Below are 16,598 nucleotides of genomic sequence, written 5' to 3'. Positions count from 1 at the left end.
CACAACCGACCTGTCCTGGCGCTGTACTGGACTCGAAAGCGGCGTGAAACTTCCGGCGTTTTGCCGGATCATAGCGCCGAAACCGCCGGCGATCACCGGCGAAACTGCATGGCTCCCAGCCTCATCTTCGGCCATCCTGTGTCAATGACGATCCAGCTTTTCCTCTGCAGCACGCACCCCGGAGACGAGCGGCACGTGACCGGGCTGCTCTCCCGGCTGGACGACGCGGAGCGCGATCGGGCGTCGCGCTTCATCTTAGAACGCGACCGGCTGAACTACGCCGCCGCCCACACGTTGCTGCGCCATGCGCTCGACCGAATCGTGGCCGAACGTCGGCCATGGCGGTTCGCCATCGATGCCCATGGCAAGCCGAGCCTCGATCCGCCGTTCGGGGCTGTTCATTTCAACCTGTCGCATACCGACGGCCTGGTTGCGGTTGCGGTGAGCCGCCGTGGCGATGTCGGTGTGGATGTCGAAAGCACCGCGCGCGAGCCTGACGAATCGACCTTTACGAATCTCGTCCTCGCGGCGGATGAACTGGCCGAGCTTGATGGCTGCGCTGACCGTGCGAACCGGCTGTTGCGGATCTGGGTGACGAAAGAGGCTATAGCCAAGGCGATTGGGCTCGGCCTGTCATTGCCGGTGAGCCGGATCGTGCTGCGAGGCGAGCCACCGCAACTGATCGCGCTGCCCGAGCCACATGGTCCGGCGACCGCGTGGTCGCTGCATAGCGAGCGTTACGGCCCGCACTGGCTGGCACTGGCGACCCGGCATGGCGAGGCGGCACCAGCCTTAAGGATCGAGTTCTCCGTCGAGCAACTTCTCGCCGTGTAACTATCCGAGCGCGGCGGTGACACGGGCTGGCCAGTACGCCGGATCAAGGCCTTTCTGGCAGACGAAGCCATATAGCCAGCGCTCGAAGCCGAACCCCATGCATGCGCTCTCGGCGAGATCGCCATTGGCCATGCGCACATTGTAGAGGCTGGTGTAGAAATCTCGGTGCAGATTGAACGAGGCGGCGGCGAGCGGCGCATCGCGCAAGGGCAGGCGAAACAGCAGCTCGTATTTGACCTCGCCCATGCGCTGGTAGATCGCCTTGTCCCGGCTGGCATCGAGGAAGAAGGGATCATTGGCGAGCTCGAGCGTTACGTCGAGATCAAGCTCTTCGCAAAAGGCGAAGATCCGTTCCATGACCTCCGCGCGCTTGCGGACAAGATCGGCATTGCTGCCAAAGAAGACGATGTCGCGTACGGTGAAATCCCAACCCCGGGCAAGCGGCCGGAAGTTGTTCGCCTCGTAACGGAAGACATGATTTTGCATGGTCAGCGTGCGAACCTCGTCGGGGCCCAACACCCGATCGCGTTGCTGCGCATAACAGGGCAGGCACACCCCCGGCGTCAGCACATGGCCGGGTGGAGCAAGGCGATCGGCGAACTGGCGCCCCAGCAATTCAGGATCGCCCGACTCTTTCGCTTCAGCGGCGACCGCCTCGAGCACGGGCAGGCTGTCAGGGAAATGGCAGCAGAACGTGACGTGCTGCGGAAAATGGCCGAAATACCCCATTTCGGCGAGCAGCGCGTTAGGGATCATCACCGGATAATGATTGTCCTCGGCACCGAATTCGTCGGCCAGCGCCTTGAAGTGTCGTTCGAAGAAGCGGAACAATTGCAGGAGCGGTCCGCGCAGTCCAGTCAGCCCCTCACCGATCAATTGCAGATCGGGCGATACCGCCAGTTCCGCATCGGTGCAGCCGCGCGAGGGGGCGGACGAACTCGATTCGCGCAGGATCCTCCGGGCGATCAGCCGCTGGGTCCGACGCATGCCGGAGACGAAGGTCTCAACCTGCTCGGCCGCCGCTTCGTTCATGAGCTCGACCGTCAACTCTCCGCTTTCGGGCTCGAACGCGACATCGCCAATGTCCCGTCCCACCGCCCGCAACCCGTCGAGAATCGCCCGGACACCGCCCTCCCCGATCCTGCCCAGCGCGAAGGTCCTGACGATACCGCCGCTCACAGGGCCTGGTCCTGATAGCCGAGCCGGGCGATCAGCCCCTCCAGTATCTGCGTGGTGCCTTCAATGATCTCCATAATCCGCGCGTCGCGGAAATAGCGCTGGAGCGGGAGGTCAGGTCCGCAGCCTTGCGCGCCGTGAAGTTGCAGGGCGTCGCTCGCGACCCGGTTGACCATCGTCGATGCAAAATACTTGGCCATCGCCCCCTGCTTGATCGCCTCAGGATCGCGCCGACCACGCATGACGCCAGCGTCACGACACATCAACCGAGCGGCGTGGATGTCAGTCATCATCCGGGTGATCAACTGCTGGACGAGCTGGAAGCTCGATAGCGGCGCATCGAACTGACGGCGTGCCCTGGTATAGGCAAAGGCGGCATCGAGGCAGGCGCTCGCCAGCCCGACACAACCCCAGGCAAGGTTGTAACGGCCCGAGTCCAGCCCGGTCGAGGCGACATGCGTCACGCCGAATCCGGGCCGCCCAAGCAGGTTCTCGGCCGGCAGACGGCACGCGTCGAAGTGCAGCTTCGCCATCATATAGCCCCGGCAACCGAGCATGCCGTTGATCGGCTCAATGGTCAGCCCCGGGGCACTACGCGGCACGATGAAAGTGGTCGGACCTTCGTCCGAGCCGGCAACCACCACGAAGACATCGGCGCTCTGCCCACAGGTGATCCAGCATTTGGTGCCCGTGACCGACCACACCTCGCCGCTCCGCGTCGCGCGGGTTTCCGCCGCGGCGGCGTTGCTGCCGACATTGGGCTCGGTGATGGCAAGCGCGGCGATCTGCGCGCCGGAGGTCAGCAGCGGCACCCAATGGCTTTTCTGTGCCGCCGTGCCCCAACGCGCGATGGCGCTACCGCCCATATGATGAACGTTGACCAGGCCCTGCACCGAGGCGCTGGCCGCACCGAGCGCCTCGTGCATCATGCCGTGGCGGATCGCCGCACCGACCGGGTCGCGATCGCTGCCGGGTACGCCGCCATGAACCTCGGGAAAGCCGCTGGCGAAAGCACCGGCTTCCCGAAGACTGGCGACGACCGCGGCCGGGATATGCTCGTTGCGATCGATCGCATCGGCAAAGGGTGCGACATGGCTCTCGGCAAAGGCACGCCACCGTTCGCGGCACGCCGCCTCGTCTTCTACCACTGGTTCCCGGATGGCCATGCGCGGGTCAGAGCGAACCGGAGACCAGGCGCTTGCGCTCGACCAGAGCAGCGACGCGGCCGATCGTTCTGAAATTGTCGATCTCGAGATCTTCACTATCGATCTCGATCCCGAACTTGCGCTCGACGAAGTTGACCAGTTGCATCGCAAACATCGAATTGCCGAAGCCCGCCTCGAAAATATCCTCATCGACGCGTATCTCGCGCCCTTCGAAGGCGCGCGACATGAAGCCGCCAATGGTATCGATCAGTTCCGCGTCCGCCATAGCGCTGTTCCCGTTGTTGAAGATGATGGTTGGATGGTCGTGCCGGGCTCAGGGCTCGTCATAGCGATGGAAACCTTCACCGCTCTTGCGGCCGACCGTGCCGGCATAGACCTTCTGCCGGAGCAGCGGGCACGGCCGATACTTGGTATCGTTGAACTCGTTGTAGAGCGTCTCGAGCGACAGCAGGACGGTATCGAGACCGATCAGGTCGGCGGTTTCGAGCGGCCCCATCTTATGGCCGAAACAGGTCTTAAATAGCCGATCGACATCCTGGGGCGGTGCGACCCCCTCGTGCACCAGGAACATCGCCTCGTTGACCATCAGCATCATAACCCGATTGGTGACGAAGCCGGGCGAATCATTGACGGTGATCGACTGCTTGCCCGCCTGCTCGACCAGAGCGCGCGCAGCGGCGAGCGCATCCTCGCTGCTGCGGGCACCACGGATAATCTCGACCATCGGCATCACCGGTGGCGGATTCATGAAGTGCATGCCCACCACCCGCTCCGGATGGCGGCCGACGCCCGCGATCCGGGTGATCGGGATGGCCGAAGTGTTGGCGGCGATCGGGACGGTCTCACGCACCACCGTGTCGATCAGGACGTGGACGGCCTGCTTCATCTCCCAGTTCTCGGTGATGTTCTCGATCACGAAATCCGCGTCCGACAGGGCGCCGACATCTTCCGCAAAGGTGAACCGCGCCATCACGTCGTCCGGCGTGACCGCCATCTTCTGCAGAAACCCATAGAGCTTCGCATTGCGCCGGATCGACTGGCGCGCGACGTCGAGCTGGCCGGGCGCGCGGTCGACAAGGACGACGTGATGACCCGACTGGGCGAAGAGATGCGCCACGCCCGACCCGATCACCCCCGCGCCGACGACACCGATCGTCTGCAACTCCCGCTTGCCCATAGCCTTACACACTCCCCCTCATATCGCTCATCTCCCGGACTCTATCCTTGACACGATCGAGCGGACGAGCTCGACGGCCGGCAGCACGCCGTCCAGAACAAGATGGGCAGCTTGCTGCGCCGAACGGTCGATCGCCTGATAGGCGTCGCGTCCGCCGCCCAGGAATGCGTGCATCTGGCCTTCGATGTCGGCGACCAGCTCGGCGTGGGTCACCGCCTCGGCTTCGTCCTGCTCCCTGATCGCGCGGAGAATGCGACGACCGAGCGCGATGTCGAGCGGCACGTGGAGGTGGACGGCGAGATCGATCAACGGCGCCATTTCGGCACGCKCTCGGCCGAACGGCTCCTCGAGGATGATGAAGGGAGCGGGGTGAATCGTCGCGCCTTCCGACCGGATGATCGGGTTGCCGGCGGCGAGCCTGGCCAAGTCCTCAGCAAGCTTCGGCGTCTTGACCCAATTCGGATCCGCGCCATCCTCGAGCCATGTCCTGATCTCGGCGACATCGTTGCCCAGCACGGTATAGTCGTCGAAATGCAGCCGGGTAGCATTGCCAAGATGGCCGACCAGCCTGTCGATCACCGTGCTTTTGCCCGAGCCGGACGTGCCGCTGATGGCCACGACGAAGCCAGACCTCGCCGATGATGGGGGTTGGGAGGCCATTGCCGCGCCCCTCAGCAATTGCCGAGCTGGGGCATGTCGAACAGCTCCAGGAAGATGCCGAAGGTCAGCACGGTCATCAGCACGTCATTCTCATTGCCGCCGCCGGGTGCTGCTTCCCCATTGAGGCTGCGGCGCTTGAGCGCCTCGATCCGCCCGACGTCGAAATAGCCCTGGCGACGGATCGTCTCGGGCGAGAGCATGTCCTGGATCCAGTCGGTGCCCTGGCGGATCAGATAGGCGCTGCCCGGGGCGTTGAACGCGAATTTCTCGCGGTCGACGATTGCAGGGGGCAGGTAGGAGCGGCCGACCTCCTTCAGGATATATTTCTCGACGTGATTGCGCAGCTTAAGGTCGGGTGGCAATCGCCGGGCGAAATCGGCGATCTCGATATCGAGGAAGGGAAAGCGGCCCTCGACTGCATTGGCCAGCAGCATGCGGTCGCCATGATCGCCGACGAGATGATCGCCGAGGCGGATTTTCATGTCGAGATAGGCGCGCTGGTGCTGGGGGTGGATACCTTTCAGCCGATCGGTATCGACGACCCCCGAACGCGAGAATTCAAAATCCGCGAAACCCTCGCGGACCGCCGGCGCATAGAGCAGTTCGCGCTCGGCTTCGTGCCTGGCGAGATCATTCTCGTAGAAGATGCCTTCGTCGCCCCAGAGCCGCCGCCGCAATTCGGCCTCGCGCCGTTCGAGCGGGGCGCCAGCCCCGCGCTGGCGGCGAAAGGCGTCGAAGCGATAGCCGATATAGCCGGCGAAGAGTTCGTCGGCGCCCTCGCCGCTAAGGACGACCGGGACACCGTGCGCCCGCGCCGCGGCAGAGAGCTTCAGCGAGGCCGTATTGTAGGATTCCTTGATCGGGCATTCCGAATGCCAGATCGCCAATTTCAGCCGGCTCTCGATCGCGTCGAGCTTCAGCTCGACCTGATTGTGCCGGCACCCGACATGGTCGGCGACGATCTTCTGATATTTGTCCTCATCGAACATCCGGTCACCGAAATTGATCGAGAAGGTGCTGATCTGGCCGGTGGTGTTCGCCGCCATCATCGCAGTGACCAGCGAGGAATCGAGCCCGCCGCTGAGATAGGCACCGACATGGACCTCGCCCTGGAGGCGCCGCCGCACCGACTGCATCAGGCTTGCCTCAAGCTCCTCACGATAGGAATTTTCGCAGCGCGTCCCGTCCACCTCACCCTCCAGTGGGTAGATGAGATCCCAATAGGCGCGCGATTCGACTCCGCGGGAATCGACGATCAGCCGGTGGCCGGGTGGCACGCTGCGAATGCCCCCGAACATCGTGCGTGGGCTGACCAGGCCCGGCAGCGACAGGATCTGGTCGAGCCCGGTAAGATCGACACGGCGCTCGACCCCGGGATAAGCGAGGATCGCCTTGACCTCGGAGGCGAAGACGAAGGTGTCGTTGACGACCGTGTAGAACAACGGTGCCACGCCGAAATGATCGCGCGCCAGCAAGAGGCGATTGCGCGTCTTGTCGAACAGCGCGAAGGCGAACTGGCCGTTGATCCGCTCGAGCAGCCGCTCGCCCATCTCCTCATAGAGATGTATCAGGACCTCGGCATCCGACCGGGTGCGGAATTGATGGCCGCCGGCGAGCAGTTCGTCGCGCAGCTCGCGGTGATTGAAGATCTCGCCGTTGCAGATAAGCCAGACGGTGTGATCCTCGTTGGGGATCGGCTGGTTGCCGGTGGCCAGATCGACGATGCTGAGCCGGCGGAATCCGAGGCCGACTTGCCCCTCTACGAACAGGCCGTCATCGTCCGGGCCGCGATGCGTAATGGTGCGGCTCATCGCGCTGATGGCAGCCTCCGGGACCGGCCTGCCGGTGGAGAGGCTGAACGCGCCGCAAATGCCACACAAGGCCGCGATCCTATCGAAAACCAGGGGTGGACGGGGAGATCATGGGCAGCTGGCCCGTTCGGCCGGCCGCGCGGCCGACGGCACGATGCTCCGCCAGTCGGCCGGATCAATCGCCGGCTCGGCGTCGAGCGCGGAGGCCACCAGAACAGGACGCAGGTCTTTCAGGCCAGTGCCGGTGATCAGGCACACCACCCGGTTGCCGGGCTCGAACCGCCCCGACTCGTTCAACCGCTCGAACGCGGCGAAGGCAGCTGCGCTCGATGGCTCGGCGAACAGGCCGAAGCGGGCGCCGAGCGCCATCACCGCGGCGACGATTTCCGCGTCATCGACCGTGATCGCCAGGCCTTCCGACTCGGTCAGCGCCGCCAGCGCGGCGGTGGCATCGCGGGCGCGGCCGACGGTGATGCTGTCTGCGATCGTCTCGCCACTGCCCGTCGCGAGCGATTCATCGTTGGTGAAGACGCTGGTGATGTACCGTGACGCCACGGATTGCACCGCGACGAGGCGCGGCAATCGCGTCAGCCAGCCGAGCGCCGCCAGTTCCTTGAAGCCCTGCCAGACGGCGCTCAGGATGTTGCCGTCGCCGGTCGGCACGATCACCCAGTCTGGCGCCTCCCAGCCGAGCTGCTCGGCAATCTCGAGCGCGCAGGTCTTCTTGCCTTCTCGCGTGAACGGGTTGAGGCCGGTGCTGCGGTTGATGATTCCCTGTGTCTCGGCAATCTTGCCGGCCATGACAAAGGCATCATCGTAGCGCCCCGCAACCCGGTGGACGCGCGCGCCAAAGGCGACGATCTGCGCGAGCTTGGCGGGCGGCACGGTCGCCGGCACCAGCACGGTGACCCGGACCCCGGCCGCTGCGCCGATACAGGCGAGCGAGGCCGCCGCATTGCCGGTCGAGGCGACGATGACCTGATCGATGCCGTTCGCCACCGCGACCGCCACGACCATCTCGCTGGCCCGATCCTTGAGCGAGCCGCTCGGCATGCGCGTTTCATCCTTCAGGAAGAGTTTCACCGATCCGCACCGCCCGCAGTCGACCAGCGGCGTCCAGCCGACCTGAAGACGGCTGGCGAAGCGCGGTTCCACCGGCAGGATGGGTGCATAGCGCCACAGCGAGGGCGCGTTTTCGGCGAGGCTGTGCCGCAGGGCGCTGCCGGTCTTCCCGTCGAGACGATATCGTACGGCAAGATTCTCACCACGATCGCAATCGCACGTCTCGCTTCTGGCCGTCAGGACATGTGATCTACCGCAGGCAACGCAATCGGCACGACCAGTCCGGAGCGGACTTCGGGCTTCAAACATGGCCGGGGGCTTCAAACATGGCTGGCGATCACGGCGCGCGACAACGGATGCTCGGGGCGCGGGCCATATCCGGCACGGCACATCTTCCTGACCGCTGACGGCATCGGCGACAGTCCTTCAGCGACCAAATTGCGGGTTGCGGGGAATGATCTGAAGTGCGGGACGGTGGGCGCGAACAACAATGCTGTCCGGCCCACGCCCACGCATCCGGCCATTGTCCCGGACGCTGCACTCGATCTGACCATTCAACGCCCGGTTCGTCACACCGCAATTCTCAACGGCACGGCGAAACTTCACGTTCAAGGTCAGATCAATGGCCGGCGAGCTGGTGCGCCTTTGCCTTTTCGGCAGCCTTGTACTGAACCTTGGCGGGAGCCTTGTGCTCGGCCTTGGCAGCGGCCTTGTACTGCGCCTTCGCAGCAGCCTTGTGCTCGGCTTTGGCACTTGCCTTGTGCGTCTCTTTTTCCGCCTGCTTCCGGGCGTCGTCCTTCTGGGCCTTTGCCTTCAGTTTATTGCCGTCCTTGGCTTCATTCTTTGCTTGCTCACTAGACATAACAACCTCCTCCTTATGATCCGGGGCCTTCATCCTAGAATTACAATAATAGAGGTTCAATACAATTATTCGAACCACTTTGGCTACAGTTTTACAAGGTGGCGCCATCTTTCGAGCTAAGGTGATAGCTGGATTCGCGGCAGCAACGGAAGTTTATACTGAAGACTTATCTGATACAACAACGCGCATTTTACGAAATTACGATCAACTATATTAGGTGGTTCTCGTGCCAATCTACCGGCATCCCAATGTTACAGATTGGCGATTTCGAAATAACGGATTGACCGAATGCGCAGCGTTGGAATCGTACACTTTAAGCACCGCCTTCGCTTCGCACGCAGCCGCGCCGTTTGATCTGATTTTGACCGTGTCGGCGGGAGGTCTAATTTGAGGGAAGACAATAGTTTTGTCACAATTTCGAAACGAAGCTTCGAGCGTCAGCCATGATCGGCTCGCAAATCCATATTGTTAGGATTGCGGGTATGGACGCTGCCTTGACGACACCCCAAACGATCGTCGCGATTTTGCGTGCCCGGGCGATGTCCGATCCAGATTCTGTCGCCTACACTTTCCTGCCACTCGGGACTGGTCACGACGTCAGCCTGACCTATGCCGAGCTCGATCAAAAGGCTCGGGCGGTCGCGGTTCGAGTGATCGAGGCGGTCGGACAGCGCGGAGCGATGCCAGCCGACGCGCCTGTCCTGCTGGTTTATCCGGCGGGGCTCGATTTCCTGATCGGCTTTTTCGGCTGCCTGTATGCTGGCGTGATCGCGGTTCCGGTTCGCTATCCCAACCCGCGTCGCCCGCTGACTCATTTGAAGGGCGTCGCGGCCGATTCAGGCGCTCCCCTGGTGCTGACGACGCCTGAAATGCGGCCGGTGCTGGCCGAACAGCTCGACCCGATCGCCGTGCTGACCCCGGAAGACCTGGCCGCGGCCGACGCGGCGGCGTGGCGCGACCCGGGAATCACGCCCGATCATATCGCCCATCTGCAATATACGTCCGGATCGACTGCTGCGCCCAAGGGCGTAGCAATCTGTCATCGCCACATCATGGCAAACTCGCAGGACATGGCGGCGCTATGGCAGGTCGCGCCGGAGAGCCGTGCCCTGTCCTGGCTGCCGCATTATCATGATCTCGGGCTGATCTTCGGCTGCCTCCAGCCGGTATTTGCCGGCTGCCCGGGCTTTCTGATGAACCCGGCCGTTTTTTCCCAGCGGCCACTGTCCTGGCTCGAAACTATCACCCGTCACCGCATCACCCACACGGCCGCGCCCAATTTTGCCTATCAAAGCTGCGCGGCGATTGCCGAAGAGCAGCGGCAGGGTCTCGACCTGAGCAGCCTGCGGATGGTCGCGAACGGTGCCGAGCCGGTCCGCGCAGATACGGTCGAGGCCTTTGCGCGCGCCTATGCCGCTTACGGCTTCCGCCCGGAGGCGATGTGCCCGGCATATGGGATGGCCGAATCGACCTTGGTAGCGTCGACCTCGGGCCCTGATCTGGCGCCGACCATCGTGACCGTCGCCAGCGACGGGCTGGCCGAGGGCAGACTGGTTCCCGTGGACGAGGGCCAACCAGGCCGGGCGCTCGTATCATCGAGCGGCACGGAGGCGCCGACACGCCTTCTGGTGGTCGATCCCGAAAGCGGGGAGCAGCTCGCGCCGGGGCGCATCGGCGAGATCTGGCTTTCCGGCCCGTCCATCGCCGCCGGTTATTGGCAAAGGCCGGAGGCGACAGCCGGCAAGTTCAACGCGCATCTCGCCGGCGACCCTATGAAAGAGGATTTCCTGCGCACCGGCGATCTTGGCGGGATGCTGGGGGAAAGCCTGTTCGTGCTTGGGCGGATCGACGATCTGATCATCATCCGCGGCGTCAACCATGGTGCCGAGGATATCGAGATTGCCGTGGAAAGCTGCGATCCCGTGCTCGAGCCGGGCGGCGGCAGCGCCTTCACCGTGGAGGTTCAGGGCGAGCCGCGTCTGGTCATAGCGCATGAAGTGCGGCGCAGCGATCTACGCGCGCTCGATGGCGACGGCGAGAGCGGGATCGGCGACAGGATCGTCCGGGCGATCCGCCGGGCCGTGTCCGAACAGCATGACCTTGAAGTATCGGCAGTGGTGCTGCTCGGGCCGCGCGGGTTGCCGAAGACGCATAGCGGCAAGAAGCAGCGTCATGGCTGCCGTCGTGACTTCCTTGCCGGCGCCCTGCCCGCCGTCCTGACCTGGGTATCGCCCAGATTGCGGAATTCGGTTGGCCCCGACGCCCCGTTCCTGCGATCGACGGTAAAGCAGCGCCCAGCGCGACCGGCCGAGCCGGCCCCGGCCACGGACGGCACTGTACTGTCGATTCAGGCCACGACCGGCGAATCCGCCGCAGTGGGCGACCTGCTCGACTGGCTGCGCTTCTATGCCGGCGAGCGCCTGAATTCGCGACTGATGGATGAGCGACGTTCGATTCCGCCCTATGTCGTGCTCGATCTCGGCAATCGCGGTGTTCTCGGTCTCCAGGCACCCAAGGCCTATGGCGGGCTTGGGCTGAGCAACCGCGCGCTGGGGGGGATCGTCCAGCAGCTCGCCGCGATCGACACGACGCTTGCCTCGTTCGTGCTGGTCAATAACGGGCTCGGCATCCGTCCGATCCTGCGCTTCGCGACCGAGGAAAAGCGCGACGAGCTGCTGCCGATCCTCGCGCCGGGCCGGGAGCTTGCATCCTTCGCGATGACCGAGGCCAATGCCGGCTCCAATATCCGCAACCTCGCCTCGATCGGGCGCCCCGATGGCACCGGCGGCTGGTCGCTCTGGGGCACCAAGCTGTGGAGCGGATCGGCGAGCTGGGCAGGCGTGATCAATACCTTTGTGAAGCTCGAGGATGATGGGCCGGATACGCCGCGCGGCGTATCGGGCTTCGTGCTGCGCCAGGGCAGCCCCGGTCTGCGCAGCGGACCTGAAGCGCTGACCATGGGAATGCGCGCGATGGTCCAGAGCGAGGTGCTGCTCGAAGGGGTGCGGGTCACCGCCGCCGACCGACTCGGCGAGCTGGGCGACGGCATGACGGCGGCGACGGACACGATGGAGTTCGGCCGCTTCGCCATCGGGACACTGAGCGTCGGCATTATCAAGCGCTGCCTGCAGTTGATGGTCCGGCACGGCACGCGGCGATCGATCGCGACCGGGCGATTGATCGACAATCCAGCCACCCTGATGCGGATGAGCGACCTGAGCGCGGCCGCGACGGCGATCGGGGCACTCACCGAAAGCGTTGGCGCCTGGCTCGATCGCGGCATCGACATTCCGCCCGAGCTGTTCTGCGTCTGCAAGACGGCCGGACCTGAATTCGCCTGGCGCGCCGCTGATGGCCTGATGCAGCAACTGGCCGGGCGCGGCTTTATCGAAACGAATATCGTGCCGCAGATCCTGCGCGACACGCGGGTGCTCAGGATCTTCGAAGGCCCCACCGAACCGATGAACATGCATGTCGGATCGCGACTGATCCATTTGCCCGAGCAGCTTAGCCGCTTCCTTGCCGAGGAACTGGATGAGCCGGCACTCGCCGAGGAGCTGCGCGGCGCGGCGCAGATCGTCTGGGCGCATTGTCTCGATACGGGCGCCCGGCTGGGCGGTCCCAATGCCGCCAGGCAATGGGCCCATCTCCAGATCGGCGAAATCGCGAACTATGCATTGCTGCTTGCCTGTGTCGGCCATCAGTATCGCACGGCGCCGACGCCGCTGCTGGCCCGCGCGGCCGAGTGGTCCCGGCTGCGATACGAACGGCGGCTGGCCAAGGCACTCGCGGCGACGCCTGCGGCTGCCGCGCTGCTGGACGCGCGCCAGATCGAGGAACTGGTCGCCGGGTATGCGGGCACGATCGGCGATATCGAGCAGACCCTGGCGGGCGAGGATAACCGGCTCGATCCGCTGCTTGCGCAATCGACCCGGGCGGCACCCTTGCCTGCCATGGCCCCGGTCGAAACACCGGCGCTTCCCCTCGAAGCTGAGATGGCGGGACCGGCCAGTGCGATCCTCGACTGGCTGAAGGACTGGCTCGCCGCTGAATATGGTCAGAGCCGCGCCACCATCGCCCCAGAGGACCGGTTCAGCGATTTCGGCATGGATTCCGTGACCGCGACGATGCTGGGCGGCGCGCTCGAGCAGCGGCTGGGCGTTACGCTCTCGCCTACCCTGGTGTGGGAATATCCGACTCTGGGCGCGATGGCGGCGCACCTCGCCGCAGCCGGCCGGCCGAATACAGATCCGTCATCACCCGCGCCCGGCACCCGCAACGAGGATCTCGCGGTTCTGGCCCGGCTCGACCAGCTCTCCGAGGCCGAGCTCGAGGCGTTGCTAGAAAGCTACGCCGCCGCACAGCCTTCGGCAGCGGAGTGACGCGATGAGCGACGATTCCTTCCCGGCAGCCCAGATGTCGGATGCCTCGAAAGAGCTTCTGAAAAGCCGGCTTAAGAAACTCGTGCGCGAGAAAATGGGCGTCACCGGCGGATGGCATCCGCTGTCGCATGGCCAGGAGGCGCTCTGGTTCCTGTGGAAGCTGGCACCGCAAAGCTGGGCCTATTCGATCGCCCTGCCGATGGGTGTGCGCGGACCGCTCGACGCCCCGGCGCTGCGCCGGGCACTGCAGATCCTGTCTGATCGTCACGCCGGCCTGCGCACCGAATTCAGGGACGATGCCGGCGTGATCCAGCAATGCGCACGCGATCATTGGCCGGTCGATCTGGTCGAGACCGATGCCGCGTCATGGACTGACGAGCAGGTCGGCGAGGCGGTGCGCCGGGAAGCGCAGCGGCCGTTCGATCTTGCGGCCAATGCGGCCTTGCGCGTCTCGCTGTTCCGCCGGGCGGCCAATCATCATGTCCTTCTCTTCATGCTGCCCCACATCCTCGGCGATCTGTGGTCATTGATCGTGCTGCTCGACGAGCTTCGCATCGTCTATGCCGCCGAGACCAGCGGGGCGGACGTCATATTGCCGGCCCTGTCGGTCAGCTATGAGGAATATGTCCGCGCGCAGCGGTCCGCCGACAGGCAGGCAGGCGACACCGCACATCTGGACTATTGGGTCGATGCCCTTGCCGGCGAGCTGCCCGTCCTCGACCTGCCGACCGACCGGCAGCGGCCGCCGGCCCAGACCTTTCGCGGCGGCACGGTGGTGCGCCGGATCGACGCCGGCCTCACCCGCGATCTGGAGCGGCTGGCCGGCGCCGAGGATTCGACCCTCTTCATGCTGCTCATGGCGGCCTATCAGGCGCTGCTCCACCGCTATAGCGGGCAGGAGGGCATCATCGTCGGCACGCCGAGTTCGGGCCGGCACCAGGCCGGGCTGACCGACCTGATCGGCGATTTCATCAACATGCTGCCGATCCGCGGCGCCTTCTCAAGCGATCGCAGCTTCCGCGCCTGCCTGGCCGACACCCGCAAGGCGGTGATCGAGGCGCTGAAGCATCAGGACTGCCCGTTCTCGCTGATCGTCGACGCGCTCCAGCCGCCGCGTGACATCAGCCGCTCGCCGATCTTCCAGACGACCTTCGTGCTGCAGAAATTCCATCGCTATCCCGAGTTGCAGCGCACCCTGCTGCCGGCGCCCGGCGAGCCGCCGGTGCCCTTTGCCGATCTGCTGCTCGAGCCCTGGCCGCTGGCGCAGCAGGACGGCCAGTTCGATCTCAACCTCGAGATGAAGAAAACCGATTCGGGCGAACTGATAGGCGCATGGAAGTTCGCCGCCGACCTGTTCGACGCAGAAACGATCGAGCGCATCGCCACGAGCTTCGACGTCTTGCTGCGCCAGATGGTTGCCAACCCCGACCGGAAGATCCACGGATTCTCGCTGCTTGCCGACGAGGAGATCGCCGCTGTGATCGAGATCGGCCGCGGCGCTGTTGTGACGCCTCCCGCCGAGACCACCGTCTGCGCGTTGTTCGAGGCGCGGGCGGCAACGGATGGCGAGGCAATCGCGCTCAGCTGCGGCGATGACGCGCTGACCTATGCCGACTTGCGGACTCGCGTCGACAGCATCGCCCGAGCCCTAGCCGCGCAGGGTGTTGGCCGCGAGAAGCTGGTCGCGGTGATCATGCAGCGTGGCAGTGATTTCGTGACGGCACTGCTCGCGATCATGAAGGCGGGCGGCGCCTTCCTGCCGCTCGATCCGCGCAACCCGCCGGCGCGCAGCCGGCTGGTGCTGGAGAATAGCGATCTCGCGCTGGTGCTGACCGAGCAGGCGTTCGCGCCTGATCTCGAAGCGGCGCTGCTGAACTGCCCGGCCGACCGGCGCCCGCGCGTCCTGACCTTCGCGGCGCTTGCCGGGCAAGACGCCGGGCACGAGCTGTTGCCAGCCGACGGCGGCGATCTTGCCTATACCATGTATACCTCGGGCTCGACCGGCCAGCCCAAGGGCGTGATGGTCGAGCATCGCGGGATGGTGAACCACGTCCTCGGCAAATTGTCCGATCTCGATTTCACATCGACTGACGTGCTGGCGCAGAACGCGCCGCAATCCTTCGACGTGGTGGTCTGGCAGAGCCTGGCCCCGCTGGTCACCGGTGGCCGGGTGGTCATCATTCCGGATTCGATCGCGGAAGACCCCGCCGCGCTGCTTCAGGACATCGGGCGGCGCGGCGTGACGATGCTCCAGATCGTGCCGTCGATGTTGCGGGCGATCCTCGAGGAAGTCGAAGCGCGCGATGGCGGCCCGCCCGATCTCGCGCCGCTACGCTGGATGATCCCGACCGGCGAGGCGCTGCCGACCGAGCTGTGCCGGCGCTGGTTCGATCTCTACCCGGCCATACCGATCCTCAACACCTATGGCTCGACGGAATGTTCGGACGACCAATGTCATTACCGCCTCGACCGGATCGAGCCGGCTGACGCAGCGCTGCCGATCGTCTCGGTCGGCCGGCCAATCGCGAATATGAGTGCCCATGTCCTAGACGCCGGGCTTGCGCCCGTGCCGGCGGGGGTGGTCGGGGAGCTTTATATCGGCGGCGTCGGAGTCGGGCGGGGCTATCGCGGAGACCCCGAGCGCACCGCCGCTGCTTTCATTCCGGACCCCTATGCGGCAAACGCCGGTGCCCGGCTCTACCGGACCCGCGACATGGCGCGGCGCCGGGCAGACGGGCTGATCGATTTCCTCGGCCGCACCGATCACATGATCAAGCTGCACGGGCTGCGGATCGAGCCGGGCGAGATCGAGACCGCCCTGTGCCGCCATCCCGACGTGGCTGAAGCCGCGGTGCTGGCGCGGCCGGGCCCGTCGGGCGAACGGCGGCTGGTCGCCTATGTGGTCGCGACAGAGCCGGGCGCGCTCGCCGATCAGGAAAGCCTGCGCCCCTTCCTCGCGGCGACACTCCCCTATTCCATGATCCCCTCGATCTTCATGATGCTGCCAGCGCTGCCGCTGACCGCCAATGGCAAGCTCGACCAACATCGCCTGCCCGCCCCTGAATGGCGCGCCGCCGACGCAGCGCCGCTAGTCGCGCCACGAACCGGGATCGAGGCGACGATCGCCGCGATCTGGGGGCCTTTACTGAAGCGCGATCCGGTCGGCGTGACCGAGGATTTCTTCGAGAGCGGGGGCGATTCGATCCGCAGCATCCAGGTGGCGGCACGGTGTCGCCAGGCCGGATTGCCGGTCGAGCCGGTCGACCTGTTCGTCCACCGCACCATCGCCGCCCTGGCTGAGCACCTCGGCGATCGGTTCAGCAACGGTAACTGGGCCTCGCCGCAGCCGGTCGAGGCAACGCCGTCGCTCGTCACGCCGGAGACTCTCAAGCGCGCGCTCGATCTGGTCAGCTTCGACGATGATGTTGACGACGCTGCCCCCAACGACGTCGCGGCGAAGGGCTGAGC

General features: G+C 65.0%; 11 protein-coding genes. 3 read left to right on the top strand and 8 right to left on the bottom strand.

The features are described 5' to 3' along the window. Positions 1-108 precede the first annotated feature (108 nt). The gene (locus AC1DT7_RS12045; RefSeq protein ID WP_478036190.1) at positions 109-834 is read left to right on the top strand and encodes a 4'-phosphopantetheinyl transferase family protein; all 726 of its coding nucleotides are present in this window, start codon (positions 109-111) and stop codon (positions 832-834) included. Here AC1DT7_RS12045 and AC1DT7_RS12040 read toward each other — a convergent pair whose 3' ends face one another. From AC1DT7_RS12040 to AC1DT7_RS12005, 8 genes are all read right to left on the bottom strand, one after another. Then, entirely contained in the window at positions 835-2,013 is a 1,179-nt protein-coding gene (locus tag AC1DT7_RS12040) for a class-II aminoacyl-tRNA synthetase family protein (RefSeq protein ID WP_478036189.1), read from the bottom strand. After that, positions 2,010-3,176 carry an acyl-CoA dehydrogenase family protein gene (locus AC1DT7_RS12035; protein ID WP_478036188.1) on the bottom strand — a complete coding sequence of 389 codons (1,167 nt, stop codon included), beginning with the start codon at positions 3,174-3,176 and terminating at the stop codon, positions 2,010-2,012. Before AC1DT7_RS12035 ends, AC1DT7_RS12040 begins: the two co-directional genes overlap by 4 nt. Before the next feature lie 7 nt (positions 3,177-3,183). Continuing rightward, positions 3,184-3,441 (bottom strand): acyl carrier protein, encoded by a 258-nt coding sequence (locus AC1DT7_RS12030; RefSeq protein WP_478036187.1) that lies wholly within the window; start codon positions 3,439-3,441, stop codon positions 3,184-3,186. A gap of 48 nt (positions 3,442-3,489) precedes the next feature. After that, positions 3,490-4,365, bottom strand: a complete 876-nt coding sequence (locus AC1DT7_RS12025) for a 3-hydroxyacyl-CoA dehydrogenase family protein (protein WP_478036186.1) — start codon at positions 4,363-4,365, stop codon at positions 3,490-3,492. 15 nt (positions 4,366-4,380) lie between these two features. Further along, a complete protein-coding gene (locus tag AC1DT7_RS12020) occupies positions 4,381-4,971 on the bottom strand; it encodes a nucleoside/nucleotide kinase family protein (protein WP_478036185.1) in 591 nt (196 codons plus the stop codon). Between the two features lie 53 nt (positions 4,972-5,024). Beyond that, on the bottom strand, positions 5,025-6,893 hold the full coding sequence (gene asnB / locus AC1DT7_RS12015; protein ID WP_478036184.1) for an asparagine synthase (glutamine-hydrolyzing): 1,869 nt from the start codon (positions 6,891-6,893) through the stop codon (positions 5,025-5,027). Between the two features lie 39 nt (positions 6,894-6,932). Then, positions 6,933-8,195, bottom strand: a complete 1,263-nt coding sequence (gene thrC / locus AC1DT7_RS12010) for a threonine synthase (protein WP_478036183.1) — start codon at positions 8,193-8,195, stop codon at positions 6,933-6,935. Between the two features lie 310 nt (positions 8,196-8,505). Further along, on the bottom strand, positions 8,506-8,781 hold the full coding sequence (locus AC1DT7_RS12005; protein ID WP_478036182.1) for a hypothetical protein: 276 nt from the start codon (positions 8,779-8,781) through the stop codon (positions 8,506-8,508). 449 nt (positions 8,782-9,230) lie between these two features. Between AC1DT7_RS12005 and AC1DT7_RS12000 the strand changes: the two genes are divergently transcribed. Both AC1DT7_RS12000 and AC1DT7_RS11995 read left to right on the top strand, forming a co-directional pair. Further along, entirely contained in the window at positions 9,231-13,130 is a 3,900-nt protein-coding gene (locus tag AC1DT7_RS12000) for an AMP-binding protein (protein WP_478036181.1), read from the top strand. 4 nt (positions 13,131-13,134) lie between these two features. Next, positions 13,135-16,596 (top strand): non-ribosomal peptide synthetase, encoded by a 3,462-nt coding sequence (locus tag AC1DT7_RS11995; RefSeq protein WP_478036180.1) that lies wholly within the window; start codon positions 13,135-13,137, stop codon positions 16,594-16,596. The last annotated feature ends 2 nt before the right edge of the window (positions 16,597-16,598 follow it).

The sequence above is a fragment of the Sphingomonas sp. P3_C6 genome (assembly GCF_056402595.1).
This window is presented reverse-complemented; position numbering and strand designations above follow the sequence as displayed.